General features: G+C 61.3%; 19 protein-coding genes, 1 pseudogene and 2 riboswitches. Of the genes and pseudogenes, 11 read left to right on the top strand and 9 right to left on the bottom strand.

The genetic code is table 11. The features are described 5' to 3' along the window. The first annotated feature begins 445 nt into the window (after positions 1 to 445). Entirely contained in the window at positions 446 to 1,027 is a 582-nt protein-coding gene (locus K0F85_RS17045; protein WP_219117163.1) for a hypothetical protein, read from the top strand. Positions 1,028 to 1,338: 311 nt separating this feature from the next. Here the strand turns inward: K0F85_RS17045 and K0F85_RS17040 are convergent, their stop codons facing one another. Next, positions 1,339 to 1,947, bottom strand: coding sequence for a TetR/AcrR family transcriptional regulator (locus K0F85_RS17040; RefSeq protein WP_219117162.1), 609 nt, complete (start codon positions 1,945 to 1,947; stop codon positions 1,339 to 1,341). 25 nt (positions 1,948 to 1,972) lie between these two features. Continuing rightward, on the bottom strand, positions 1,973 to 3,190 hold the full coding sequence (locus K0F85_RS17035) for a Bcr/CflA family efflux MFS transporter (RefSeq protein WP_219117161.1): 1,218 nt from the start codon (positions 3,188 to 3,190) through the stop codon (positions 1,973 to 1,975). A 147-nt stretch (positions 3,191 to 3,337) separates the two neighbouring features. Here K0F85_RS17035 and K0F85_RS17030 point away from each other — a divergent pair, with 147 nt between their 5' ends. After that, positions 3,338 to 3,496 (top strand): hypothetical protein, encoded by a 159-nt coding sequence (locus K0F85_RS17030; protein ID WP_219117160.1) that lies wholly within the window; start codon positions 3,338 to 3,340, stop codon positions 3,494 to 3,496. A gap of 78 nt (positions 3,497 to 3,574) precedes the next feature. Here the strand turns inward: K0F85_RS17030 and gcvP are convergent, their stop codons facing one another. From gcvP to gcvT, 3 genes are all read right to left on the bottom strand, one after another. Beyond that, positions 3,575 to 6,475 carry an aminomethyl-transferring glycine dehydrogenase gene (gene gcvP / locus K0F85_RS17025; RefSeq protein WP_219117159.1) on the bottom strand — a complete coding sequence of 967 codons (2,901 nt, stop codon included), beginning with the start codon at positions 6,473 to 6,475 and terminating at the stop codon, positions 3,575 to 3,577. Positions 6,476 to 6,577: 102 nt separating this feature from the next. Further along, on the bottom strand, positions 6,578 to 6,958 hold the full coding sequence (gcvH, locus tag K0F85_RS17020; protein WP_219117158.1) for a glycine cleavage system protein GcvH: 381 nt from the start codon (positions 6,956 to 6,958) through the stop codon (positions 6,578 to 6,580). Positions 6,959 to 7,038: 80 nt separating this feature from the next. Further along, positions 7,039 to 8,160: a glycine cleavage system aminomethyltransferase GcvT gene (gene gcvT, locus K0F85_RS17015; protein ID WP_219117157.1), complete on the bottom strand. Its 1,122-nt coding sequence runs from the start codon at positions 8,158 to 8,160 to the stop codon at positions 7,039 to 7,041. A 75-nt stretch (positions 8,161 to 8,235) separates the two neighbouring features. After that, a riboswitch (glycine riboswitch) is annotated at positions 8,236 to 8,342 on the bottom strand. 27 nt (positions 8,343 to 8,369) lie between these two features. Beyond that, a riboswitch (glycine riboswitch) is annotated at positions 8,370 to 8,456 on the bottom strand. A 168-nt stretch (positions 8,457 to 8,624) separates the two neighbouring features. Here gcvT and K0F85_RS17010 point away from each other — a divergent pair. The 7 genes from K0F85_RS17010 (at position 8,625) to def (ending at position 18,703) form a co-directional block, all read left to right on the top strand. Then, complete coding sequence (locus K0F85_RS17010; protein ID WP_257572841.1) at positions 8,625 to 9,221, top strand: ATP-dependent Clp protease proteolytic subunit; 597 nt, start codon at positions 8,625 to 8,627, stop codon at positions 9,219 to 9,221. Positions 9,222 to 9,369: 148 nt separating this feature from the next. Continuing rightward, entirely contained in the window at positions 9,370 to 10,005 is a 636-nt protein-coding gene (locus tag K0F85_RS17005; protein ID WP_257572840.1) for a phosphatase PAP2 family protein, read from the top strand. A gap of 189 nt (positions 10,006 to 10,194) precedes the next feature. Beyond that, positions 10,195 to 13,722 (top strand): chromosome segregation protein SMC, encoded by a 3,528-nt coding sequence (gene smc, locus K0F85_RS17000; protein ID WP_219117155.1) that lies wholly within the window; start codon positions 10,195 to 10,197, stop codon positions 13,720 to 13,722. Beyond that, a complete protein-coding gene (locus K0F85_RS16995) occupies positions 13,719 to 14,885 on the top strand; it encodes a cell division protein ZipA C-terminal FtsZ-binding domain-containing protein (protein ID WP_219117154.1) in 1,167 nt (388 codons plus the stop codon). The genes smc and K0F85_RS16995 overlap by 4 nt, the downstream gene beginning before the upstream one ends. Positions 14,886 to 14,899: 14 nt before the next feature. Then, the gene (gene ligA / locus K0F85_RS16990) at positions 14,900 to 17,251 is read left to right on the top strand and encodes an NAD-dependent DNA ligase LigA (RefSeq protein ID WP_219117153.1); all 2,352 of its coding nucleotides are present in this window, start codon (positions 14,900 to 14,902) and stop codon (positions 17,249 to 17,251) included. A gap of 25 nt (positions 17,252 to 17,276) precedes the next feature. Further along, positions 17,277 to 18,170 (top strand): UTP--glucose-1-phosphate uridylyltransferase GalU, encoded by an 894-nt coding sequence (galU, locus tag K0F85_RS16985; protein WP_219117152.1) that lies wholly within the window; start codon positions 17,277 to 17,279, stop codon positions 18,168 to 18,170. Then, positions 18,167 to 18,703 (top strand): peptide deformylase, encoded by a 537-nt coding sequence (gene def / locus K0F85_RS16980; protein ID WP_219117151.1) that lies wholly within the window; start codon positions 18,167 to 18,169, stop codon positions 18,701 to 18,703. The genes galU and def overlap by 4 nt, the downstream gene beginning before the upstream one ends. Positions 18,704 to 18,802: 99 nt before the next feature. Here def and K0F85_RS16975 read toward each other — a convergent pair whose 3' ends face one another. From K0F85_RS16975 to map, 4 genes are all read right to left on the bottom strand, one after another. After that, entirely contained in the window at positions 18,803 to 19,567 is a 765-nt protein-coding gene (locus K0F85_RS16975; RefSeq protein WP_219117150.1) for a flagellar brake protein, read from the bottom strand. Positions 19,568 to 19,719: 152 nt separating this feature from the next. Then, positions 19,720 to 20,469, bottom strand: a complete 750-nt coding sequence (locus K0F85_RS16970; RefSeq protein WP_152252659.1) for a pseudouridine synthase — start codon at positions 20,467 to 20,469, stop codon at positions 19,720 to 19,722. A gap of 41 nt (positions 20,470 to 20,510) precedes the next feature. Next, positions 20,511 to 23,078, bottom strand: coding sequence for a [protein-PII] uridylyltransferase (locus tag K0F85_RS16965; RefSeq protein ID WP_219117149.1), 2,568 nt, complete (start codon positions 23,076 to 23,078; stop codon positions 20,511 to 20,513). 36 nt (positions 23,079 to 23,114) lie between these two features. Then, positions 23,115 to 23,927: a type I methionyl aminopeptidase gene (gene map, locus K0F85_RS16960; protein ID WP_096238442.1), complete on the bottom strand. Its 813-nt coding sequence runs from the start codon at positions 23,925 to 23,927 to the stop codon at positions 23,115 to 23,117. Positions 23,928 to 24,327: 400 nt separating this feature from the next. Between map and rpsB the strand changes: the two genes are divergently transcribed. Together rpsB and K0F85_RS28860 are read left to right on the top strand one after the other, a co-directional pair. Beyond that, positions 24,328 to 25,080, top strand: a complete 753-nt coding sequence (rpsB, locus tag K0F85_RS16955) for a 30S ribosomal protein S2 (RefSeq protein WP_071077760.1) — start codon at positions 24,328 to 24,330, stop codon at positions 25,078 to 25,080. 158 nt (positions 25,081 to 25,238) lie between these two features. Continuing rightward, a pseudogene (locus K0F85_RS28860) lies at positions 25,239 to 25,504 on the top strand (elongation factor Ts); the annotation flags it as partial.

The following is a 25,504-nucleotide window of genomic DNA, read 5'->3' as shown; positions in this document are numbered from 1 at the left end:
GCGATCGGAAAGAGGGGGGAGAGGCGCGCAGCCGGACTGGCCGCACGAGACACCGCACCTTGCTCAGCAAGGCACGGAGGAAAGGGAATTCCGCGTTGCTTGCTGCTTAGCTGCCGAGGCAATCACCGATACAAGATCGGCTACTGTCACTAGAACAAGTACCCACGTGGGACTCCGTAAATGAATAATGGGGGCATCTTATGGATGCGCTGCAAGAGTGTCAACTGAAGAAATCTTAGGTTTCCAAAGTGTAATGTGGGTGTGGGTGCATGCGAACGTAAGATGCCAAATAATCAAGGTTGATGGCATTAGCGCGGGCGGAGGTGTTCGTTTGGGGCTATTGTTCTGGCCAGAGGCATACATTCGCGTTGTTGTGGCGTAACGTCAGCGTCTGAATCGGCCAAAAGCGGCCATCCGATGAAGAAATCACGAAGGAACGTTGTCAATGCAAAACCGATATTTAAAGTTGTCAATCCAGAATTTTCTTCTGATGATGTGCCTGACGCTCGGGATGCATTGTCGTTCTGAAAATCGTGCCAGTAAGCTACCTATGATTCAATCATTGGAGAGCTATGACGCTGCGATTCATAATTACTCGACTTCCCCCTCGTACGTACTAATTTTCATAGCTGACAGGGAAACAGGACAAGCGAAGCCTATCTGTACAACTGCTAATTTCCTGCTTGGTGCGATACACCGCGAGTATGGGCTAGGGTATGGAATTGCCGATTTGTCGATGGCTGCTGAGATTGCCGCCAAGAGTCCAGGCCGACTGTTCCGTTTTAATCAGCAGTCAGCCTTAAATAACATTGCCGTAAAGTATACCGCCAATGACCTATCTGCGGCGCGTGCGCTTCTTGCCCCATGGTCGACCGAAGAGTTGAAATCGAAATTTTCATCGCTTTCGCGTGAAGCCCGCTTACCAACCGACAACTATGCGAGGGAGGCTATCGCCTGTGCACTGATTGAACGCGGTTTTTCGCCAAAATTGGCGGATATTTCGGGCCAAGTATATGTGGACCGATGACTGTGATTGTCGTCACTGCTCTAGCCATTTTAAGCATGTAAGTTAATGTCTTCCGGTGATAAATGACGTTGCTATGATAGTTGGAAAAATAGCTCTATGACGGGTACAGTGATCTGCCTTGTTGAAGCTTGAGCCGATTCGGACTTACTATCGAAGATCCGCTTCGGGGCCTTGGCGGAACTTCGCACACGAAAAATCCGGCAGCAAGTCGTACCACATGTAACTTAGCAAAGCGGTGCTGTCGAAGCGCCGATAGCGGCCTGTGTCAGGCATGTTTGTCGAGTCACAGTGTGGCGGCAAGCGATCTCGCATCAGGCCGGTTGTGCCGCCATCGCCAGCGAATCGGAAAGGATGTGCCACAGTGCCGCATGGCGCTGTTGCAGGGCGGCGCCGCCCGCGTAGATCAGTTCCACATGCAGGCTGTCGACGATGCCGAGGTAGGCTTGTGCGTACAGGTCGAGGCGTTGGGGCGCCAGAGTGGGCGCCATGCGGCCCAGGCTATTCACGTAATGCCGCTGCAATTGCGCCAGCAAGGCTTCGTAACCCGTGCCGACTTCGATGCGCAGGGTGGCGGGCGGCAGGTAGGCCGTGCGCAGCAAGAAGCGCAGATGGGCCGAATCCGCGTAGCGCTGGGCCATGCGGTCGCAGTACAGGGCACCGGCCCGCTGGCCGCCGGACGTCGCCAGGGCCGCTTCGTCGGCGAAACAGGCATCCATGAAGGCTTGCTCTTCGGCCAGCGCGTCGGCAAACACGTCGAGGAACAGGGCGTCCTTGCCGGCGAAGTGCGAGTACAGCGAAGCCTTGCGCATGCCCGCCTGTTCGGCGATATCGCTGAGGGACGAGGCGTCGTAGCCATGTTCGGAAAAGTGCACGACGGCAACGGCACAGATGTTATCGGCGGAGGCCGAGCGTTTCTTCATAGATAGGCAATGGTGGGGTGAAGCGTCAGTGCGCACCCAGGCTGCTGGCGCTTGCCGGATGGACGCGCGCAGTGGCCAGGGTCAGCCATGATACCAGCAGGCCGGCCATGGTCAAGAACAGCAGCCAAGGCACAGGTCCCCATTCGGACAGGCTGGCCGCCAGCGGCGTGGCCAGGGACGATAAGCTCATCTGGATGGCGCCCAGCAATGCCGCCGTGGAGCCGAGCGCGCGCTGTTGCGAACCCATGGCCATGGCCATCAGCGCCGCTTCGGCGATGCCCAGGCCAAACAGGGCCACGAACATGCCCGGCACGACGGCGGCGATGCCTGCTCCTGCCCAGGCACCGAGCAGGGCCAGTCCCGCGCCGCCCAGCATGGCCACGCTGCCCGCCACGCTCAAGCGCGCCACGCCGTGGCGGGCCACCAGGCGGCCGCTGGCCATCGCGCCCAGCAGCACAGCCACGCCCGTGGCACCGAACATCAGGCCGAAATTGCTGGCCGACAGGCCGAAATCGCGCTGGTACACGAGCGACGCGCCGCCGATATAGGCAAACAGGAAAAAGAAGCTGGCGGACAGGGCCAGCGCGGGCAGCAGGAAGGCGCGGTCCAGCGCGATGCGCGCATACGTGCGGTGCAGGCCGCGCGGCGCGACGCGGCGGGCGTGGGGAAGCGTTTCCGGCAGGAATAGCGCGCTATTGAGCAGGGTCAAAGCACCCAGCGCGGCCAGGGCCAGCATCACGGCGCGCCAGCCGTAATGGGCATCGAGCAAGCCGCCCACGGCGGGCGCCAGCACGGGCGCCAGTCCCACGATGGTCATCAACAAGGCAAACAGCTGCGCCGCCTGCACGCCATCGGCCACGTCGCGCACCATGCTCATCACCACGACCAGGGTCAGCGCCGCGCCCAGACCCTGCAAGGTGCGCGCCAGCAGCAGGGTGGTCAGTTGATCGGCCTGCGCCGCCCACACGGCCGCCACGATGTAGACGGCGATGCCGGCCAGCAGCGGACGGCGCCGGCCCAGCATGTCGGTCAGCGGCCCGCACAGCAGCTGCCCGCCACCCAGGGCCAGCAGGAAAACGGTAAGGCTCAGCTGTACATTCGCGTACGAGGTGTGCAGCTCGCGCGCCATGGCCGGCATCGAGGCCAGGTACATGTCGATGCCGGCCGGACCGAGCACGGCCACCAGGGCCAGGGAAGCCGCCAGCCCAAGACTGGCGGCGGGGAGAGTGGTTTGCTGCTGCATCGTGATTCCTTCATGTCATCAAAAAAACGGGGCATGAACGCCGCCGTGTTTTTTATTGTACACTTACTGCCTACCGGTAGGTAGTTAGTTCAATAATTTGAAAGGGCGCAGAGCAATGAAGAAAGAAACAATGACGGGAGAACTGGCATGACGGAAGCGGGAATTGCGCTCAGCGGCGTGGCCGTGGCGTTGCTGTTTGCCGCCTGGAGCTCGCACCGTACCCGTTGCGAGCGGCGCGATGTCGTATGCCTGACGATACTGGGCACCGTGCTGGGCTTGCCAGGGGGCGCCTTGCTGGCGCTATAAAGCGGCGCAAAAAAAACGGCAGACCTCGCGGCCTGCCGTTTTGCTTTCCTCTTGCCCGGTTAGCCGGGCAGCAGGCGTTTACTCTTCTTCGTAAGAGCTGATAGGAGCGCAGCCGCAGAACAGGTTGCGGTCGCCGTACACGTTGTCGGCGCGGCCGACCGGTGGCCAGTATTTGCGCTGGCGCAAGGAAGCGACGGGGTAGGCCGCGATTTCACGGCTGTACTTGCGTTCCCAGTTGTCCGACATCAGCACCTGTGCCGTGTGCGGCGCGTTTTTCAAAGGGTTGTCGTCGTGGTCGAATTCACCGCTGGCGACCTTGGCGATTTCCGCGCGGATGGCGATCATGGCGTCGATGAAACGGTCGATTTCCACTTTCGATTCGCTTTCCGTCGGCTCGATCATCAGGGTGCCCGGCACGGGGAAGCTCATGGTCGGCGCATGGAAACCGAAGTCCATCAGGCGCTTTGCCACGTCTTCGTTGCTGATGCCGGTGGCGTCCGTGATCGGGCGCAGGTCCAGGATGCACTCGTGCGCGACCAGGCCGTCGTGGCCCGAGTACAGCACCGGGTAGTGCGGCGCCAAGCGGCGCGCGATGTAGTTCGCTGCCAGAATCGCCGTCTCGGTCGCTGCCGTCAAGCCTTCCGCGCCCATCATGGCGATGTACATCCATGAAATCGGCAGGATGCTGGCCGAGCCGAATGGTGCGGCGCTGACAGCGCCGATACCGGCGGCATCGCGCTGGTAGCCCGACGAACGCTGGTTCGGCAGGAATTTCGCCAGGTGCGCGCCGACGCCGATCGGGCCGACGCCCGGTCCGCCACCGCCGTGCGGGATGCAGAAGGTTTTATGCAGGTTCAGGTGCGACACGTCGCCGCCAAACGAGCCGGGAGCGGCCACGCCGACCAGCGCGTTCATGTTGGCGCCGTCGATGTAGACCTGGCCGCCGTGCGAGTGGATGATCTCGCACAGTTCCTGGATGCCTTCTTCAAACACGCCGTGGGTGGACGGGTAGGTGACCATCACGCACGCCAGGTTGGCGCTGTGCTTTTCCGCTTTCGCCTTCAGGTCGGCCAGGTCGACGTTGCCGTTGGCATCGCAACTGGTGACGACTACCTGCATGCCGACCATATTGGCCGAGGCAGGGTTGGTGCCGTGCGCCGACGACGGGATCAAGCAGATGTTGCGGTGGCCTTCGCCGCGCGATTCGTGATACGCCTTGATCACCAGCAGGCCCGCGTATTCGCCCTGCGAGCCGGCGTTCGGCTGCAGCGAGACGGCCGCGTAGCCGGTCAGCGCGCACAGCATCTCTTCCAGTTGCGCGATCATTTCGCGGTAGCCCACGGTTTGCGCGTCCGGCGCGAACGGGTGGATGTTCGAGAACTCGGGCCAGGTGACGGGAATCATTTCACTCGTCGCGTTCAGCTTCATGGTGCACGAGCCGAGCGGGATCATGGTGCGGTCCAGCGCCAGGTCCTTGTCGGCCAGGCTGCGCAGGTAGCGCAGCATTTCGTGTTCCGAGTGGTAGCTGTTGAATACGGGGTGGGTCAGGTAGGCGCTCTCGCGTGCCAGGTTGGCCGGCAGCGCGCTGGTCACATTCGCTTCGACGGCGTCCAGGTCGGGGGCGGCCGGCGCGTTGACCAGGCCGTGCGCGAACACCTTCCACAGCAGCGCGATATCGTCGCGCGTGGTGGTTTCATCGAGCGACACGCCGACGTGGGTGGCATCGATCTTGCGCAGGTTGACGCCGTGGTGCATGGCCGTCGCGTGCAGTTGCGCTGCATCGGCGACGTTGACGGTCAGGGTGTCGAAGTAGCTCGCGTTGACGACGCCATAGCCGAGGGTCTTCAGGTTGGCGGCCAGCATGCCTGTAAAGCGGTGCACGCGCTGGGCGATCTGCAGCAGGCCGGCAGGGCCGTGGTAGACGGCGTACATCGACGCCATCACGGCCAGCAGTACTTGCGCCGTGCAGATGTTGGACGTGGCTTTTTCGCGGCGGATATGCTGTTCGCGCGTTTGCAGGGCCAAACGATACGCCTTGTTGCCTTGCGCATCGACAGTCACGCCCACCAGGCGGCCCGACATATTGCGCTTGAATTCATCGCGCGTCGACAAATAGCCGGCGTGCGGGCCGCCGAAACCGAGCGGCACGCCGAAGCGCTGGCTGTTGCCGACGACGACGTCGGCGCCCCATTCGCCCGGTGGCGTGAGCATGGTCAGGGCCAGCAGGTCGGCCGCGACGATGACCATGGCGCCATTCGCGTGTAGTTTTTCCACACCGGCGCGGTAGTCGCGCACGACACCATTCACGCCAGGGTATTGCAGCAGCACGCCGAAGCAGGCGTCCAGCGACTCGATTTCAGCCGGGTCGAAACTACGCACTTCAATGCCGATCGGCTGGGCGCGCGTCTGCACCACTTCCAGCGTTTGCGGCAGCACGTCATTGGCCACGTACAGCACGTTCGATTTCGACTTGCCCACGCGCTGGATCAGGGTCATCGCCTCGGCGGCGGCCGTGCCTTCGTCCAGCATCGAGGCGTTCGAAATGCCCATGCCCGTCAGGTCCGTGATCACTTGCTGGAAGTTCAGGATCGCTTCCAGGCGGCCTTGCGAAATCTCGGGCTGGTAAGGCGTGTAGGCCGTGTACCAGGCAGGATTTTCAAAGATGTTGCGCAACACGACGCCTGGCGTAAAGGTGTTGTAGTAGCCTTGGCCGATCAGGGACTTGAGCACCTGGTTCTTGCCGGCGATGGCTTTCAGGCGTAACAAAGCTTCCTGTTCCGGCATCGGCTGCGAGTACGCGCCCAGGGGCAGGGCGCCCTTGTTGCGGATGTTGGCCGGTACCAGGGCGTCGATCAGCGCGGCGCGCGATGGGTAGCCGAGGGTCGCCAGCATGGCTTGCTGTTCGGTGGAGGAAGGGCCGATGTGGCGGGCGATGAAGGCATCGCGTGCTTCGAGTTGGGTCAGGCTGGTGCGGGTCATGGTATAGAGGCCAAAGAGACTGAAAAACCGGGATGCGGCGCGCGGGCGCAGCGCAGAAAAAATGCAAACGGGCCGCAGACGCGGCCCGTGAGTCAAACGCGATTAGGCGCTGGTGGTGGCGCCATAGGCGGCAGCGTCGAGCAAGCCGTCCAGGGCCGACACGTCGGCTGGCTTGATCTTGAACAGCCAGTTGGCGTAGGCGTCGGCGTTGATCGATTCAGGCGCATTGACGACGTCGTCGTTGACTGCCACGACTTCGCCGGCAATCGGCGCGTAGATGTCGCTCGCTGCCTTGACCGATTCCACCACGGCGGCGTCGTCGCCGGCGCCATAGGTGTTGCCCACGGTTGGCAGTTCGACGAAGACGATGTCGCCCAGGGCGTCCTGCGCGTACTCGGTGATGCCGACGGTGATGGTGCCGTCGGCTTCAAGGCGTACCCATTCGTGGGAAGCGGTGTACTTCAGGTCTGCAGGAATGTTCATGTGTGGCTCCAGATGGTAAGTGTTTGTTATTGGTGATGTTTATTCGGTCTTGCGGGCGGTGGCTCTCTATCGCTAATCGCTTACGCAGCCAGGATTTTACCGTTACGCACGAAAGGCAGCTTGACGACGGAGGCGGCCAGCTGCTTGCCGCGGATTTCCACGTGCACGGTGTCGCCTACAGCTACGCCGTTGGGCACGCGCGCCAGGGCAATCGCTTCCTGCATGGTCGGGCTGAAGGTGCCGCTGGTGATTTCGCCCGTGGCGTCGTTGCCGGCGATGATGACTTTTTGATGGGCGCGCAGCACGCCGCCTTTTTCACGCAGGATCAGGCCGACGAATTGCGCGTTCTGGCCTTTGGCCAGCAGGGCGGCCTTGCCGATGAATTCACGCTCGCTGACCAAGTCGATGGTCCAGGCCAGGCCCGCGTCCAGCGGGTTGACGCTTTCATCCATGTCCTGGCCGTACAGATTCATGCCCGCTTCCAGGCGCAGGGTGTCGCGCGCACCGAGGCCAGCCGGCTTGACGCCGGCAGCGATCAGGGCGTTCCACAGGGCTTCCACCTGGGTCGCGGCCACGCCGATCTCAAAACCGTCTTCGCCCGTGTAGCCGGTGCGAGCCAGCATGACTTCGCCGAAGGCCGTGTCCTTGACGATGACGACGTTGAAAGGCTTGATGGCTTCGGACGCGGCTTGCGTTTGCGGCAGCACTTGCCACACTTTGGCGCGCGCGTTCGGGCCTTGCACGGCCACCAGGGCCATGGCGTCATTGCCATCGCGGCGCTGCGTAATCGTCAGGCCGCTGTTGGTGTTGGTATTTTGCTGCTGCATCCAGGCCACGTCTTTTTCCGCCGTGCCTGCGTTGACGACGAGGCGGAACCAGTTTTCGTTGAAGAAGTAGACGATCAGGTCATCGATGACGGTCCCTTCGGCATTCAACATGCACGAGTACAGCGCCTTGCCCGACACTTGCAGTTTGTCGACGTTATTGGCCAGCAAGCCGCGCAAAAAGGCGCGCACGTTGGGGCCTTCGATATCGACCACGCACATATGGGACACGTCGAACATGCCGGCGTCGCCGCGCACGGCGTTGTGCTCTTCGATTTGTGAGCCGTAGTTGACGGGCATGTCCCAGCCGCCGAAATCGACCATGCGGGCGCCGAGGGCACGGTGGGCGTTGTTGAGTGGGGTCGCTTTGAGCGTCATGGATTCCTCGGGACGAAGGTAAAGGGGGGAAGTTAACAGAACACACGGCGCCAAACACGGCTTTCCGGCGTGATCACTGACCCCTCTGTCCTTTGTACCTGAGAGATTACGGGGGCTTGCCCCGTGCGCCCCTTCGGTGGGCCGCTTGCGTAAAGCCGCGGCCGCTCTCCAGAGTTGAACTAAATATGTCGCCAAAGCAACAGCTTCAGTCCGCCTGATCGGTCCTTTTGCCTGAGAGTTTTTGGGTAGTGCCCCTTCGGCGGCAACGCTGGGTTGCCCTCTCCCGATCAAGTGGGAGGAATATATGCCAGCAGGGTCTTTCTGTCAATCTGAAAAGACGTTGCCAAATTGCAGCAAAAGCCCCAGTTTGCGCGGCTGGGAGGGGGACTCGGCAGCGCAAGTGGGCGCCCCGCCGCGCAGGAATGCGCTATGATGAAGTTCTGGCTTTCTTGCGGGTGGTTGCCATGAGCACGACACAGAGCGGGACGCAGCACGAGACACAGCACGAGACACAAGACAACACTGAGCAGCACGGTTACTTTACCCTCTCGGGCGATGTCAACAGTGACATGGTGCGGCGCGTCTTCAATGCCGTGGCCGACATCACGGAAGACAAGCTTTCCACTGCGCACATCCTGATCCAGTCCAATGGCGGTTATGTCAGCGATGGCATCTGTCTGTACAACTTCCTGAGTAAGTTGCCACTCGACATCATTACCTACAATGCGGGCGCCGTGGCGTCCATCGCCGTCAGCCTGTTCCTGGCGGGGCGGCACCGGCATGCCAGCGACACGGCCCGCTTCATGGTGCACAAGTCGCATGCGACAGCCTCGCCCGGTTCGCGCCCCGACGCGCTCAGCATTATCGTCGAAGGCTTGCGCGCGGACGACATGCGTACCGAGCGCATCCTGCGCGGCCATGTCAACCTGACGGACGAGCAGTGGCAGGTACATGCCTATTCCGACCTGCACCTGACGGCCGACCAGGCGCTGGAAGTGGGCATGATCGAATCGATCCGCGACTTTGCGCCCCCCAGGGGCAAGCGCCTGACGAATATCTGACGCGCGCCGGGCACGCGCGAAGCGCATAGTTTCACCAAGGAAACTTTGTAATGGAATGTAATTTTTTGCCGCAGTACAGCAAAAGCCGCGCGGAACAGGGCACAGTCGTGGCATAGTGCACGCTGATCATGAAATAAGTGCAGGCACGATGACTTGGTGGAATGGAATTTCTTTCGCGGCCGATATGTCCGTGATGGGGCCGGCTGGTGTGGCGATTGCCTTGTGGCTGCTCGTCTCGCGCCAATGGCGTTTGGTGCTCAGCTGGAGCTTGTGGTACGGCGGCGGCCTGGCCCTCGTGGTGTTGTCCAAGCTGGCCTTCATGAGCTGGGGCGTGGGCAGCAGTACGCTCGATTTTACGGGTTTCAGCGGCCACGCCATGCGCGCCGGCGCCGTGTTTCCCGTGCTGATGTATGTGCTGTTGCAGCGAGCCGAACCGCGCATGCGCCATGCCGGCGTGCTGGTCGGCGTGGCCTTTGCCGTGCTGGTTGCCATTTCTCGCGTGCTCGTGCATGCGCACAGCGTGTCGGAAGCCGTCAGCGGCTGTGTGCTGGGACTGGCGCTGGCGCTGGGCTTCATGTGGAATGCCCGAGGTGCCGTCCATTTCGCCGTCAGCCATGCGCTGGCCCTGGCCAGTCTGGCGCTGATGGTCGTGCTCAGCTTCAAGGCCGAACCCATGCCGACCGAACAATGGCTGCAAAAACTGGCCTTGCTCCTGTCCGGTCATGAGCGCGTTTTTTCCCGCGCAGACTGGAAACTGGCGCAGGACGGCCGCCCAGCCCCTTGAGCTGGCGTCGGCTGGCACTTGACGCTGCGGTTTTTTGGCCAGAAAAGCATCGGGAAATGGTATGATGAAGCACTTTTTTGCGGTAAGCGGCCAGACTGCCGCCGCAAGGGTGACCTAGGTGACCGTGTACTGCAATGTACCGGGTCCACCGATCTCAACCGCCAGCATAGGCCAGGAACTCTAAAACACGTGCGTCTCTCTTCCATCAAGTTGTCGGGATTTAAGTCTTTCGTCGATCCCACCAATTTTCAGGTGCCAGGCCAGCTCGTGGGCGTGGTCGGGCCGAACGGCTGTGGCAAGTCGAACATCATCGACGCCGTGCGCTGGGTGCTGGGCGAATCGAAAGCGTCGGAATTGCGCGGCGAATCGATGCAGGACGTCATTTTCAACGGCTCCACCCACCGCAAGCCGGCCGGTCGCGCTTCCGTGGAACTGGTGTTCGACAACAACGATGGCAAGGCGTCCGGCCAGTGGGGCCAGTACGCCGAGATCGCCGTCAAGCGCACCCTGACGCGCGACGGCACCTCTACCTATTACATCAACGGCCAGCCCGTGCGCCGGCGCGATATTCAGGATATTTTCCTTGGCACCGGCCTTGGCCCGCGCGCCTACGCCATCATCGGCCAGGGCATGATTTCGCGCATCATCGAATCGCGCCCCGAAGAATTGCGCGTCTTCCTCGAAGAAGCGGCCGGCGTGTCGAAATACAAGGAACGCCGCCGCGAGACGGAAAATCGCCTGCAGGACACGCGCGAGAATTTGCTGCGCGTGGAAGACATCTTGCGCGAACTCAATGCCAACCTGGAAAAGCTGGAAGCGCAGGCGGCCGTGGCCACCCGTTTCCACGCCTTGCAGGCGGACCAGGAAGAAAAGCAGAAACTGCTGTGGCTGCTGCGCAAGAACGAGGCGCAAAACGAGCAGACGCGCTATTTCCGCGAAGTGGAACAGGCGCAGACGGACCTGGAAGAGCAGACAGCCAAGCTGCGCAACGTGGAACTGACCCTCGAGCAGATGCGCCAGGCGCACTTTGCCGTGGGCGACCGCTTGCATACGGCGCAAGGCCATCTGTACCAGACGAATGCGGAAATTGGCAGCCTGGAAGCGCAGATCAAGTTCGTCATCGAATCGCGCGCCCGCCTGCAGGCGCAGCTGGCGACGCTGACGGCCCAGCGCGACCAGTGGAACAGCCAAGGCGCGGAATACCAGGAACAGATCGAAGAGGCGCAATTCCACCTCGAGGAACTGGCCGCCAAGGTGGAGCAGTCGCAAATGATGGCCGAACAGAAGGGCGAGCAATTGCCCGAACTGGACGCCGCCTGGCGCGCCGCGCAACACAAGAGTACGGAATCGCGCGCGCGGATCATGCAGGCCCAGCAGCAGCTGGAGCTGGAATCGGCGCACCAGCGCAATGCTTCGAACATCCTGGCCAGCCTGTTGACGCGCCGTGAGCGCCTGCAGCAGGAAAAGAACAGCCTGAGCCTGCCCGACAGCAGCCACCTGGAAAATCTGAAACTGCAGCTGGAAGAAAAGCAGCAAACCCTGGAAGAACAGGGTTTTTACCTGGAAGAGGCGCTGGAACAACAGCCCAAGCTGGAGCAGGAGCGGATGGAGGCGCAGGCGCAAGTCAATGCCGAAACAAACGCCAACGCCCAGCTGGAAGCGCGTCTTTCCGCGTTGAAACAATTGCAGGAACGGGTGCAGACCCAGGGCAAGGTCCAGCCATGGTTGAAAAAGCACGAGCTCGACACCTTGCCGCGCCTGTGGCAAAAGCTGCAGATCGAAGCGGGCTGGGAAGCAGCCATGGAATCGATCTTGCGCGAGCGCACGTCGGCCTTGCAACTGTCGAATATCGACTGGGCCAAGGCGTTCTTTGCAGACGCGCCACCGGCCAAGCTGGCCCTGTACGCGCCGTCCACGGTGGCGCCGCTGCCCCAGCCGGAAGTGCCGGGCCTCAAGCCCTTCCTGAATTTGCTCAAACTGAATGATCCGGGCTTGCGCGGCTTGCTGCAGGATTGGCTGTATAACGCCTATGCCGTGGAAGACGCGGCCGAGGCGTTGGCGCAACGTGGCAACTTGCCGCCGGGCGGCTATTTCGTCACCCGTGCAGGTCACGTCGTGACGGCCACCAGCGTGCGCTTCTATGCGGCCGATTCGGAGCAGGAAGGCATGCTGGGGCGCCAGCAGGAAATCGACAATATCGGCAAACAGTTGCGCGCGCAGCAATTGCTGGCCGAAGAGGCGCGCGCCCGTTCCGTGCGGGCCGATGCGGCCGTCGCCACGCTGACACGCACTCTGTCCGACTTGCGCCTGCGCATACAGCAACTGACGTCGTCCGTGCACACTCTGCAACTGGACGTGGTGAAACTGTCGGAAGTGGAAGCGCGCTTCAACCAGCGCAGCACGCAGATCGGTGCCGACCTGTTTGAGATCGCTGCGCAGGAGGCGGAGCAGATGCAGGCCAAGCTGGAGTCGGAAGAAAAATTCGAACAGCTGGACATGGAACTGGGCAACTTGCAGGAAGCGCACGAAGACGGCCATACCGACTTTCTGCAGAAAGAGCAGCTTTTGTCCGAGGCGCGCGAAGCCTTGCGCGACCTCGAACGCGCCGCCAAGGATACGGAATATGCGGAAAAAGCCCACCGCGCGAAGATCGAGGAATTGCGCCGCAACATCGCCACGGCCAGTACGCAGGCCCAGCAAGTGACGGCCAGCCTGCAGGCAGGCGAACTGGAACTGGCCAACCTGGAAAGCGGCGCGGCGGCCGACGGCTTGCAGGACTTGCTCGAGCGCCGCACCACGCAGGAGCGGGCGCTGGCGGATGCGCGACACGAACTGGACCAGATCACGCAGCAGTTGCGCCTGTCCGAAGATGCGCGCACGCAGTCGGAACGCAGCCTGCAGCCGCAGCGCGACAAGATCATGGAAATGCAGCTCAAGGAGCAGGCCGCGCGCTTGAACCAGGAGCAATTCGCCCAGCAATTGCTGGAGTCGGGCGCCGACGAGGCCGCCCTGACGGAAAAGCTGCACCCGGACATGCGTCCCTCGTATCTGCAGGGCGAGGTGACGCGTTTGACGAATGCCATCACGGCCCTGGGCGCCGTCAACCTGGCCGCGCTGGACGAACTGGCGCAGGCGTCCGAGCGCAAGAATTTCCTCGACGCCCAGAATGCCGACCTGACGGAAGCGATCAATACCCTGGAAGACGCGATCCACAAGATTGACAAGGAAACGCGCGACCTGTTGCAAGACACCTTCGACAAGGTCAACCACCACTTTTCCGAGCTGTTCCCCATCCTGTTCGGCGGGGGACAGGCCAAGCTGACCATGACGGGCGACGAGATTCTCGATTCCGGTGTACAAGTCATGGCGCAGCCTCCCGGCAAGAAAAATGCCACCATCCACCTGTTGTCCGGTGGAGAGAAAGCGCTGACCGCGACCGCATTGGTGTTTTCCATGTTCCGCCTGAATCCGGCGCCGTTCTGCCTGCTCGACGAAGTCGATGCGCCGCTGGACGATTCGAACACGGAACGCTTCTGCCGCATGGTCAAGCGCATGTCCGACCAGACCCAATTCCTTTTCATTTCGCATAACAAGATTGCGATGGAAATGGCCCATCAATTGATCGGTGTGACGATGCAGGAGCAGGGCGTATCGCGCATCGTGGCGGTGGACATGGAGTCCGCCGCAAATTTTGCTACCGAGGCACAAGCAGCATGACAGACCTTCAAATTACCTTGTTCGGCGCCGGCGGCGTCTTTATCGTCGGTGTTTTTTCGTACAACAAATGGCAGGAGTACAAGGCCAAGAAAAGTGTGGAACGGGCCTTTTCCAGCGACCACGATGACGTGCTGATGCGCGAGGGCGACGCCCCCGCAGAGGAAGCCCAGGAAGCCGTCCTGCGCCAGGAGCCGCGCTTCGATACTGCGCCAGCCGCCAAGGCCGAACCGTCGTTCGGCGCGCCGCCAGCGGCCGTTGTGCCGGACGCGCCCGTGCACGCGGAACCGTCGCTGGGCGATAGCGGCGTGGAAGCTGCAACCGCTCCTGCCGCGCCGGTGCAGCAAGAAGTCAGCGCCGCCAGCGAACAGGCGACCAGCCTGGTCGACCCGCTGATCGATTGCCTGCTGCCCCTGTCGCTGGAAGCGCCCGTGCGCGGCGACAAGATCTTGCCCGTGCTGCAAACCCTGCGCCTGGTGGGCAACAAGCCCGTGCATTTCATCGGCTTGCACGTGAATGGCGACTGGGAACCGATCACGCATGGCGGTGTCTACACCAAGATGCAGGGCGGCGTGCAGCTGGCCAGCCGCAGCACGGCCTTGAACGAACTCGAATACTCCGAGCTGGTCACGCGCCTGCGCGGCGTGGCGGACGAGATCGGCGCCGAGCCGGAAGTGCCCGACATGATGGAAGTGATGGCCGAAGCGCGCAATCTGCACCGCTTCGTTGCCGGCCACGACGCCCAGCTGGGCGTGAACCTGCACACGAATGGCGCGCCATGGGCCATTTCCACCTTGCTGTTCGCGCTGGAAAAACAGGGCTTTGACGTGCGTCCGGACGGCCGTTTCGTCATGCCGGACGGCGACGGCAGTTATCTATTCTCGTTGTCGACGAATGTCACCCTGGCCGAGGAAACGACGCCGCGCCTGACCCTGCTGCTGGATGTGCCCTGCGTGGCGCCTGCGCGCGACGGTTTCGGCGCCATGGTCGCTTGCGCCAAGGCACTGGTGGGCCGCCTTGACGCCACCATCGTCGACGATTACAACCAGGCCTTGTCGGACTCCGCGCTGGCCGAGATCGCCGGCCAGGTGCAAGAGTTTTACCAGGAAATGGACGCGGCCGACATTCCGGCCGGTTCCACCCGCGCCCTGCGTTTATTTAGCTGAAGAATCGCGCAATAATGACTGATCCGATCAACCAGGACGCCGCCCAACGCGTCCTGGCACTCACTGCCGAACTCAATCGGCATCTGCACGCTTACCACGTGCTCGACAATCCCACCATCCCCGACGCCGAATACGACAAGCTGTTTGTCGAATTGCAGGCGCTGGAAGCGGCGCACCCCGCGCTGCGCGCGCCCGACTCGCCCACCTTGCGCGTGGGGGCTGCCCCCTTGCCGCAATTCGAGCAAGTCACGCACACGGTGCCGATGTTGTCGCTGAATAATGGTTTCTCCGACGACGATATCGTCAATTTCGACCGTCGCGTGCGCGAAGGCCTGGACCTCGATGCGCAGGATGTCGCATATGCGGTCGAAGTGAAATTCGACGGCCTGGCCATCAATCTGCGTTATGAAAACGGTCTGTTCGTACAGGCGGCCACGCGCGGCGATGGCGCCACGGGCGAAGACGTGACGGCAAATATCCGCACCATTTCCGGCATCCCTTTGCGCCTGCATGGCAAGAATGTGCCGGCGCTGCTGGATGTGCGTGGCGAAGTGATGATGTTCAAGGCCGATTTTGCCCGCCTGAACGAGCGCCAGCGCGAGGCGGGCCATAAGGAATTCGCCAATCCGCGCAATGCGGCAGCCGGCAGCCTGCGCCAGCTCGATTCGCGCATCACGGCGCAGCGCAAGCTGCGTTTCTATGCCTACGGCATCGGCGCCCTCGATGGCGCCGCCATGCCTGTCTCGCATGCGGCCTTGCTGGACTGGTACGCAACCCTGGGCATTCCCGTGTCCGGCGAGCGCCGTGTGGTGCAGGGGGCGCAGGGCTTGCTGGCCTACTACGCCGATATCGGCGCGCGCCGCCCGGCCTTGCCTTATGAGATAGACGGCGTGGTCTACAAGGTCAACGCGACGCAAGACCAGCAGGAGCTGGGCTTTGTGTCGCGCGCGCCGCGCTTTGCGCTGGCGCACAAATTCCCCGCCGAAGAAGCGCTGACGCAGGTGTTGGGCATCGATATCCAGGTGGGCCGCACGGGCGCCATGACGCCCGTGGCGCGCCTGGCGCCCGTGTCAGTCGGCGGCGTGACGGTGACCAACGCGACCTTGCACAACGAAGACGAAGTGCTGCGCAAGGATGTGCGCGTGGGCGACACCGTCATCGTGCGCCGTGCCGGCGACGTGATTCCCGAAGTGCTGTCCGTGGTGCTGGAGAAGCGCCCCGAGCCGGCGCCGCTGCCGTTCAAGATGCTGGAGGCTTGCCCCGTGTGCGGTTCGCACGTGGTGCGCGAAGAGGGCGAAGCGATTGCCCGCTGCTCGGGAGGCCTGTTCTGCTCGGCACAGCGCAAGGAAGCGTTCCGCCATTTCGCGGGCCGCCGCATGATGGATATCGAAGGGCTGGGGGAACGCTATATCGATACCCTGGTCGAACTGGAATACGTGCATGGCCTTGCCGACCTGTACAGCCTGACCCTGGATAAATTGCTGGAAATGAAGCTGCGCGCCGACGAGCGCGATGGTTCGACGCCGGAAACAGTGCAACAAGGCAAGATTCCCACCAAATGGGCGGAAAACCTGCTGGCCGGTGTCGCCGCGAGCAAGCGCCCGCCGCTCGAGCGTTTCCTGTTTGCGCTGGGCATCCGCCACGTGGGCGAATCGACGGCCAAGACCCTGGCCGAATGGCTGGGCAGCCTGGCGTATGTGCGCCGCGCGCCGGCGGCCTTGCTGCGCGTGCTGCCGGACATCGGCGGCACCGTGGCCGAGTCCATCGCCGACTTCTTTGCCGAAGAAAAGAACCAGCAGGCGCTGCAGGCGTTGCTGGATGCGGGTGTCACGCCGCAGGGCGAACATGCGCCCAGCGCCAAGTTGCGCACGCAACTGGAGCAAACCAAGCTGCTGGCGGCCATCGGTATCCCGAAGCTGACGGAGCCGCGTAGCAAGCAGTTGGTGGAGCGGGGCGTGACCCTGGCCGGCCTGGCTGCGCAGGGCGCCAGCTTCCACGCGGGCTTGCCCGCGGCAGTGGCCGAGGCGCTGGCACAATGGCTGGCCGATGAGGAGCATGTCAAGCTGCTTGGTCAACTGGACGCCCTGAGAAATGAATTACTGTCACAATTGCCTGAAATGCCAGCCGCTGGCGGCAAACTGGACGGCAAGACCTTCGTCTTGACGGGGACCTTGCCCAACATGAGTCGCGACGAGGCCGCAGAGCTGATCGAAGCGGCTGGTGGCAAGGTCAGCGGTTCTGTGTCGAAAAAGACAGGATATGTGGTGGCCGGCTCGGACGCCGGCAGCAAGCTGGCCAAGGCGCAGGAGCTGGGCGTGGCCATACTCGACGAGGCTGGCCTGCTGGCTTTGCTCACACTAGACTAATCATTCAACCTCTTACAGAAGACCTATGAAAAAAATCAGAAAAGCAGTCTTTCCCGTCGCCGGCCTGGGCAGCCGTTTTTTACCGGCCACCAAGGCGCAACCGAAGGAAATGTTGCCCATCGTCGATAAGCCCTTGATCCAGTACGCGGTGGAAGAGGCCGTGGCGGCGGGTATCACGGAAATGATCTTCATCACGGGCCGCAACAAGCGCGCCATCGAAGACCATTTCGATACGGCCTATGAGCTCGAGTCGGAACTGGAAGCGGCTGGCAAGCGCCAGTTGCTCGAGATGGTGCAAAACGTCATTCCCAAGCACATCAATTGCATCTACATACGCCAATCGGCGCCGCTGGGCCTGGGGCATGCCGTACTGTGCGCCCGCCCCGTGATTGGCGACGAGCCGTTTGCCGTCTTGCTGGCCGACGATTTCATGGATGTGGAAGAGGGCGTGCGCCCGGTGCTGGCGCAGATGACTGATGTCTTCCAGTATGAAAACTGCTCGCTGCTGGCCGTGCAGGACGTGCCGCGCGCGGAAACCAAGCAGTACGGGATCGTGTCGGCAAAGAATTATCAGCCCGACCTGGAACTGGTCTCGGCCATCGTGGAAAAACCCGCGCCCGAAGAGGCGCCATCGACCCTGGCCGTAGTGGGCCGTTATGTGCTGACCAGCCGCATCTTTAGCCACCTGGAAAATATCGGCACGGGCGCCGGCGGTGAAATCCAGTTGACGGACGGCATCGCCGCCCTGATGCGCGAAGAGCGCGTGCTGGCATACCGCTACCAGGGGCAGCGCTATGACTGCGGCTCCAAGCTGGGTTATCTGAAGGCAACGACGGCGATGGGCATGAAGCATCCGGAAACGGGCGCAGCCTTCCGCACTTACCTGCAAGAATTGCAAGCGGCACTGGAAGAAAAATGACGGTACGTGAAATTCTGAAGATGGGCGATCCGCGCTTGCTGCGCATGGCCGAGCCCGTGCGTGAATTCGATACGCCCGAATTGCATGCCTTGATCACGGATATGTTCGACACCATGCATGCGGCCAATGGCGCGGGGCTGGCGGCACCGCAGATCGGCGTCAATCTGCAGCTGGTGATTTACGGCTTCAAGCAGAACCTGCGCTATCCCGATGCGCCACAAGTGCCGGAAACCGTGCTGATCAATCCTGTGCTGACGCCTTTGTCGGAACGCAAGGAAGAGGGCTTTGAAGGCTGCCTGTCCGTGCCTGGCCTGCGCGGCAGCGTGCCGCGCTGGAGCGAGCTGCACTATGAAGGCATGGACCAGTTCGGCCAGCCCATCAGCCGCGATTGCGACGGCTTCCATGCCAGAGTGGTGCAGCATGAAGTGGACCACCTGCACGGCATTTTATATCCGATGCGCATCGTTGATTTTACGCAATTTGGCTATACCGAGGTCATGTTTCCTGATTTGGACCCCAACGAAGACGACTAAGTTTCGGGGCTGACCCGAAATTTTGACAGTCCATAAGAAATGGCCGCGCAGCATGAGCTGGGCGGCCATTTTTTTATGCCATAAGCAAAGCTGGCGAGCCTAGCGCACCTTGCGGTTGCTGCCCAGGTTATCGAGCAAGGCTTTCAATTCATCCTGCATGGCCTCCGTCAGGTTCAGGAAGCGGCAGCCTATCTGCACCTGTTCTCCCAGCAGGAAGGAACGGAAGGTGCGCGACAGGCGGATTTCCAGGTCGGCGATCATGACCTTGTTTGGCCCCAGTTCCAGGCGCACGCGCGACAGTTTGCGCCCCACGTACAGGCCAACCGTGTCGCGCGGATGGGCGCGCATGCCGATGCCGCCGGCCGAGAAGTCATACAGCTGCAATTCGTATGGACGCCCCTCAAGCACGAAGGCGGCCAGGTAATACACGCCCAGCGGCGTTTCCAGGCGCGCTGACTCGCGCCGTTCCAGCACCAGGCAATGGCTGGGGAAATTGGTCAGGTAGACGTTCGGCCGCTCGGGATAGGCTTCCCATTCGCCATTGATGGTAAATTGCAGCTTGGCGTTTTGCACCCATGATACAAACGTGGCGCCGCCTTCGGGCAGGGTGGCGCCTTCATTGAGTTCCAGCACGAATTGCGGCAAGTCATCGTCGACGGACAGGATGCGCGCCAGGATGAGCTCTTCGCCACCCGTCGGGTAGATGGAAATGGCGTCGCCGTTGTCAGCCAGGCTGCACAGGGTTTCGCCGATATCCCACGGATCGCTCATATGGTGCGGCTTGGTGCCGGGCGCCATCGGCTCGGCCACGTCGGCCAGGCTGGGCGCGCCCTTGCGCAGGGGATTAGGGATGGGATCGTTCACGACAGCGTATCTCGTTTGTTCTAATGAGGAATAGTGTATAGGTTTAAAGCAATATTTACTAAGTAAATCACAATAGTTAAATTTATATCACTATATACCTGTTGCCAGCCGGGCCTGGCATGCCACGCGGCATGCCATTGGGGTGCTGATGCTTAAAACTGTTCGTCCGCGCTCAGATAGCGCCATTGGCCCGTCGGCAGGTCGCCCAGTTTGACCTTGCCGATGCGCACGCGTTTCAGTCCCAGCACTTTCAGGCCGACAGCTTCGCACATGCGGCGGATCTGGCGCTTCTTGCCTTCGCGCAGGGTAAAGCTCAGTTGGTCCTCATTTTGCCAGCGCACCTTGGCCGGCAGCAGCGGCTTGCCGTCGAGCCACAGGCCATGGTTGAGCTTTTTCAGCTCGCTGTCGGGCAAAGTGCCGCCCTTGGTGTAGCTCACGCGCACCAGGTATTCCTTGTCGATATCGGTATCGTGGCCGATCAGCTGCTTGGCCACGCGTCCATCCTGCGTCAGGACCAGCAAGCCGACGGAATCGATGTCCAGGCGGCCCGCCGCCACCAGGCTGCGCAGCTGGGTGGGGTGGAATTGTTCCGGGCTGCGGTCTTCCGCCCAGCGGTTTTCCGCCTTGATCAGGGCCACGGCGGGCGTGTAGCCGTCTTCGGCCTGGCCGCTGACATAGCCGACCGGCTTGTTGATCAGCACGGTGACGCGCTTCGATTGCTCGGCCGCCGCCTGGCGCTCCACGGTGACTCTCTGGCTGGGGGTGACTTTGCTGCCCAGCTCGGACACCACCTTGCCATCCACACGAACCCAGCCGCGCGCGATCCATTCATCGGCTTCGCGGCGGGAGCACAGGCCCAGTTCGGACATGCGTTTGGACAAGCGTAATAATTCTTCGGTCATGTTGTTTCAGTTTCAGTAAGGGTAGGCGCTGCGCGGACAGTCTAGACTTTCAGCGCATCGAGTAAATCGGTTTCCAGCATTATCTGGTTGCGGGCATTGTTGAGGGCGGGGCCGTCGACGAGGAAGACGTCTTCGACCCGCTCGCCCAGGGTCATGATCTTGGCCGTGTGCAAGTTGATGCGGTACTTGGTCAGCACATTGGCGATCGCATACAGCAGGCCCGTGCGGTCGTTGGCAGCCACCGACAGCAAATAGTATTGGCCCTTTTCATCGGGCCGCAAATCCACGGTCGGATGGAAGGGGAAGGTGCGCGACAGGCGCGACAGCCGTCCCTTGCCGGGCGGCGGCAGCGGCGTTTGCGACTGCAGCAGTTCGCCCAGCTCATGCTCGATCAGGCTGATGATGTCGCGGTAGCTCTTGGCGAAATTTTGCTCGGTGACCAGGAAGGTGTCGAGCGCATAGCCATTTTTCGTCGTGTGGATCTTCGCGTCGAGGATGCTGAAATTCTTGCGGTCGAAATAGCTGCAGATGCGCGCAAACAGGTCGGGCTGGTCGGCAATGTACACGGCGACCTGCAAGCCTTCGCCGATGGGCGCCAGCCGGCATTTTACCACCGGCAACTTGCTGTCGAGCTTGTCATATAGCGAGCGCGTCTGCCAGGCGATGTCGGAGGCGTCATGGCGCAGGAAATACGCCACGTCTAGCTGCTGCCACAGTTTCAGGTGCGCGTCCGGCGGCAAGCCGTACAGGCGCAGCGTGGCCAGCGCTTCCTGCTGGCGGTTCTTCAGCTCGCGGTCGGCCGTATGCGGCTCGCCGCCCAGCACGCGCAGGGTGATCTTGTACAAGTCTTCCAGCAGCTTGCCCTTCCAGGCATTCCACACTTTCGGGCTGGTGCCGCGGATGTCGGCCACCGTCAGCAGGTACAAGCCCGTCAGGTGGCGCTCGTCCTTGACCACTTTCGCAAAGGCGGCGATAACGTCGGGATCGGACAGGTCTTGCTTTTGCGCTACTTGTGACATGGTCAGGTGATTTTCCACCAAGAAAGCCACCAGTTCCGTGTCTTCCGGCGACAGGCCGTGGTCCTGGCAAAACTGGGTAGCGTCGGCCACGCCCAGTTTCGAATGGTCGCCGCCGCGGCCCTTGGCGATGTCGTGAAACAGGGCCGCCACGTACAGCAGCCACGATTGCGAGAAATCGGCCATCAGCTGGCTGCAGAATGGGTACTCGTGCGCGTGTTCGCTCATGGTGAAGCGGCGCATGTTGCGCACCACCATCAGAATGTGCTGGTCGACCGTGTACACGTGGAACAGGTCATGCTGCATCTGGCCCACGATGCGGCGGAAATTGGGCAGGTAGCGCCCCAGGATACTCATCTCGTTCATGCGCCGCAGCGCATGGATGATGCCGACCGGCGCTTGCATGATGCGCAGGAACAGGGCGCGGTTGACCGGGTCCTGGCGGAAGGTGGCGTCGATCTTGAAGCGCGCGTGCCACAGGGCCCGCGTGGCGCGCGACGTCATGCCCTTCAGGGCCGGGCGCTCGGTCATCAGGACGAAGATCTCCAGCATGGCCGACGGGTATTGTTCGAACGTATCGTCGGCGCTGATGTCGATCAGGCTGTTGACTTCATTGAAGCGCGCGTTGATGGGCACGGCCACGTCATCTTGCGGAAACAGGCGCGCTTCGATGTTTTGCAGCAGAATCGTGTTGAGCTGGGTCACGGTCTTGGCGGCCCAGTAGTAGCGCTGCATGAGGAATTCGCTGGCGCGGCGCATGTGCGGCCCGCTGCCCGTCGCTTGCAGGCCCAGTGATTCTGCGATGGCCGTCTGCACGTCGAACACCAGGCGGTCTTCGCGCCGTCCCGCATGCAGATGCAGGCGCACGCGGATATCCTTGAAGGCGCGTTCCTTTTCCATCAGCTGACGCGCTTCCGTCAGCGTGATCAGGCCGCCGGTGGCCAGGGTGCGCCAGGAGTTGGCCAGGCCGGCCGCCTTGGCCACCCACAGGATGACCTGCAAGTCGCGCAGGCCGCCCGGGCTTTCCTTGCAATTCGGTTCCAGGCTGAAGGCCGTGTCTTCGTATTTGGCATGGCGCTGGCGCATTTCCGCCGTTTTCGCCTGGAAAAACGCCTGCGGGTCCATCGCCGCCTCGTAGCGCTGCTGCAATTGTGCGAACAAGTCTGCGTTGCCGCACACGAGGCGCGCTTCGAGCAAGCTCGTTTGCACGGTGATGTCGGCCTTCGATTCGACCAGGCATTCCTCGACCGTGCGGATGCTGTGGCCGATTTCCAGGCCCAGGTCCCACAGCAGTTGCACCAGTTCCTCGAGCTTTTCCTGCGTCGCCGCATCCGGCGCCTGTTGCAGCAGGATCAGCAGGTCGACGTCGGAATAGGGAAACAGTTCGCCGCGGCCATAGCCGCCCACGCCCACCAGGGCCGTGCCGGGTGGCAAGCCCGCTTCTTGCCAGGCGCGCGCCAGCACGCCATCGACGCTGTGGCGCAGCCCGCGCAGCAGTTTTTCAGGCTTGCCGTCAGCCTGGAAGGCCGCAATGACGACCTGGCGGTCGGCTTTCAGTTGCTGTTTCAGCTGTTCCCGAACTTGCTTTTTCATCTGGGCCCTGGGGTGGCGGTGCGTGGGATGGAAGAATCAGGCTTTGTTCAGGATCAAGGCGGGCGGTGGCGGCATGCCGGGCGAGACGGTGAGTACCTCATAGCCCGTTTCCGTCACCAGCACCGTGTGTTCCCATTGCGCCGACAGGCTGCGATCCTTGGTCTTGATGGTCCAGCCATCGTTCATTTCGCGGATTTCGCGGCGGCCCGAGTTGATCATCGGTTCGACGGTGAAAATCATGCCCGCCTCCAGGCGCTCCAGGGTGCCTGGCTTGCCGTAATGCAACACCTGCGGTTCTTCATGGAAGACCTTGCCGATGCCGTGGCCGCAGAATTCGCGCACTACGCTGTAGCCGGCCTTTTCCGCATGCTGCTGGATGGCGTGGCCGATATCGCCAAGGTGGGCACCGGGCTTGATCTGGTCGATGCCCAGCCACATGCATTCATAGGTGATTTCCGACAGGCGCTTGGCCAGGATGGTGGGCGTGCCGACGAGAAACATGCGGCTGTTGTCGCCGTGGTAGCCATCCTTGATGACGGTGATGTCGAGGTTGACGGAGTCGCCGCTTTTGAGGACCTTGTCGCCGGGGATGCCATGGCAGATGACGTCGTTGACGGAGGTGCAGATGGCCTTCGGGTAAGGCGTGTAGCCGGGCGGGCAATAATTCAGCGGGGCAGGGATGGTGCCTTGCACGTTGACCATGTATTCATGGCACAGGCGGTCCAGTTCGCCTGTCGTGACGCCGACCTTGACGAAGGGAGTGATGTAGTCGAGAACTTCGGCGCCGAGTTTGCCGGCAACGCGCATGCCTTCGATGTCGGCGGCGGAATTGATACGGATGGTGGACATGGTGTGATTCGCAATCTGCAAGATGTTCGGGTAAAAAGCACAGACGAATTTCAGCGTAGGAGAAAAAGTCTGCAAATATGTCGAAATTATAAACGAGGCGACCTGAATCCGCCCCTCCTTCCTATGGATGAGCAGGGATTGACGGCAGAAGTTGGCGTGGACAGGCGGTGTGCCCATGCCATGCACCAGCGTGGTGCGTGGGCCGTTTCCGCAGGGCCCGCGATTTGCAGTGCGGACTTGATGTGGCGGTCATTTCGGTGTAGAATCCCGGGTTGCTTGAATTCTCTTTTAAGCAATGTAGTAAAACAGTGTATTTAATCTATATAAACACGCGAATCCGGTCGACAAGGGTGCCTGTATGGTGACTGATCGGATTCCAGACCCAACCCTGGAGTTAATAATGTCCGTAACAATGCGCGAAATGCTGGAAGCCGGTGTCCACTTTGGTCACCAAACCCGTTTTTGGAATCCAAAAATGGCACCGTTCATCTTCGGCCATCGCAACAAGATCCACATCATCAACCTGGAAAAAACCATGGCGATGTACCAGGACGCAATGAAGCACGTGCGTCAACTGGCTGCAAACCGTGGCACCATCCTGATGGTTGGCACCAAGCGTCAAGCTCGCGAAATCATCGCTGCTGAAGCACAACGCGCTGGCGTGCCTTTCGTTGATCAACGTTGGTTGGGCGGCATGCTGACCAACTTCAAAACGATCAAGACCTCGATCAAGCGTCTGAAAGACATGGAAGTGATGGTCGAAGACGGTTCGATCGAGAAGCTGTCGAAAAAAGAAGCGCTGATGTTCTCCCGCGAAATGATCAAGCTGCAAAAATCGATCGGCGGCATCAAGGACATGGGCGGCATTCCTGACGCAATCTTCGTCGTGGACGTCGGCTACCACAAAGGTGCGATCACCGAAGCAGCTAAACTGGGCATCCCGGTCATCGGCGTTGTCGATACCAACCACTCCCCAGAAGGCGTGAACTTCGTGATCCCAGGTAACGATGACTCCTCGAAAGCCATCATGTTGTACGCTCGCGGTGTTGCTGATGCAATCATCGAAGGCCGTGCAGCTGCCGGTAACGAAGTTGTTGAAATGGTTAAAGCAGCCGCTGGCGACGAATTCGTCGAAGTAAACGAACAGGCTTAATGGCCAGGCTGTCGCAAGATAGCCGTTTGTAAGCACAGCAGTAAGGGAAAAGGGGTGGCAGCAGCTCCCCCTTTTTTTTAACAAAAAAACGATAGTGACCGCTGGCGAGGCATATATGCCCGGCCGCGACTGTCGACTCACCGAATCAGGAGAAACACATGGCAGCGATTACAGCAGCGATGGTAGGCGAATTGCGCGGCAAAACCGACGCACCAATGATGGAATGCAAAAAAGCACTGACCGAAGCCGAAGGCGACATGGCGCGTGCGGAAGAGATCCTGCGCGTCAAGCTGGGCGGCAAGGCATCGAAAGCATCGGCACGCATCACCGCTGAAGGCGTCGTGGCAACCTATATCGCCAATGGCGTAGGCGCCCTGGTCGAAGTGAACTCGGAAACCGACTTCGTTGCGAAAAACGACGATTT

The sequence above is a fragment of the Janthinobacterium sp. UMAB-56 genome, assembly GCF_900095265.1.
In the GTDB taxonomy this organism is placed as follows: Bacteria; Pseudomonadota; Gammaproteobacteria; order Burkholderiales; family Burkholderiaceae_D; genus Janthinobacterium.
The sequence above is the reverse complement of the archived record's forward strand: the minus strand, read 5'-3'. Positions and strand labels throughout refer to the sequence as shown.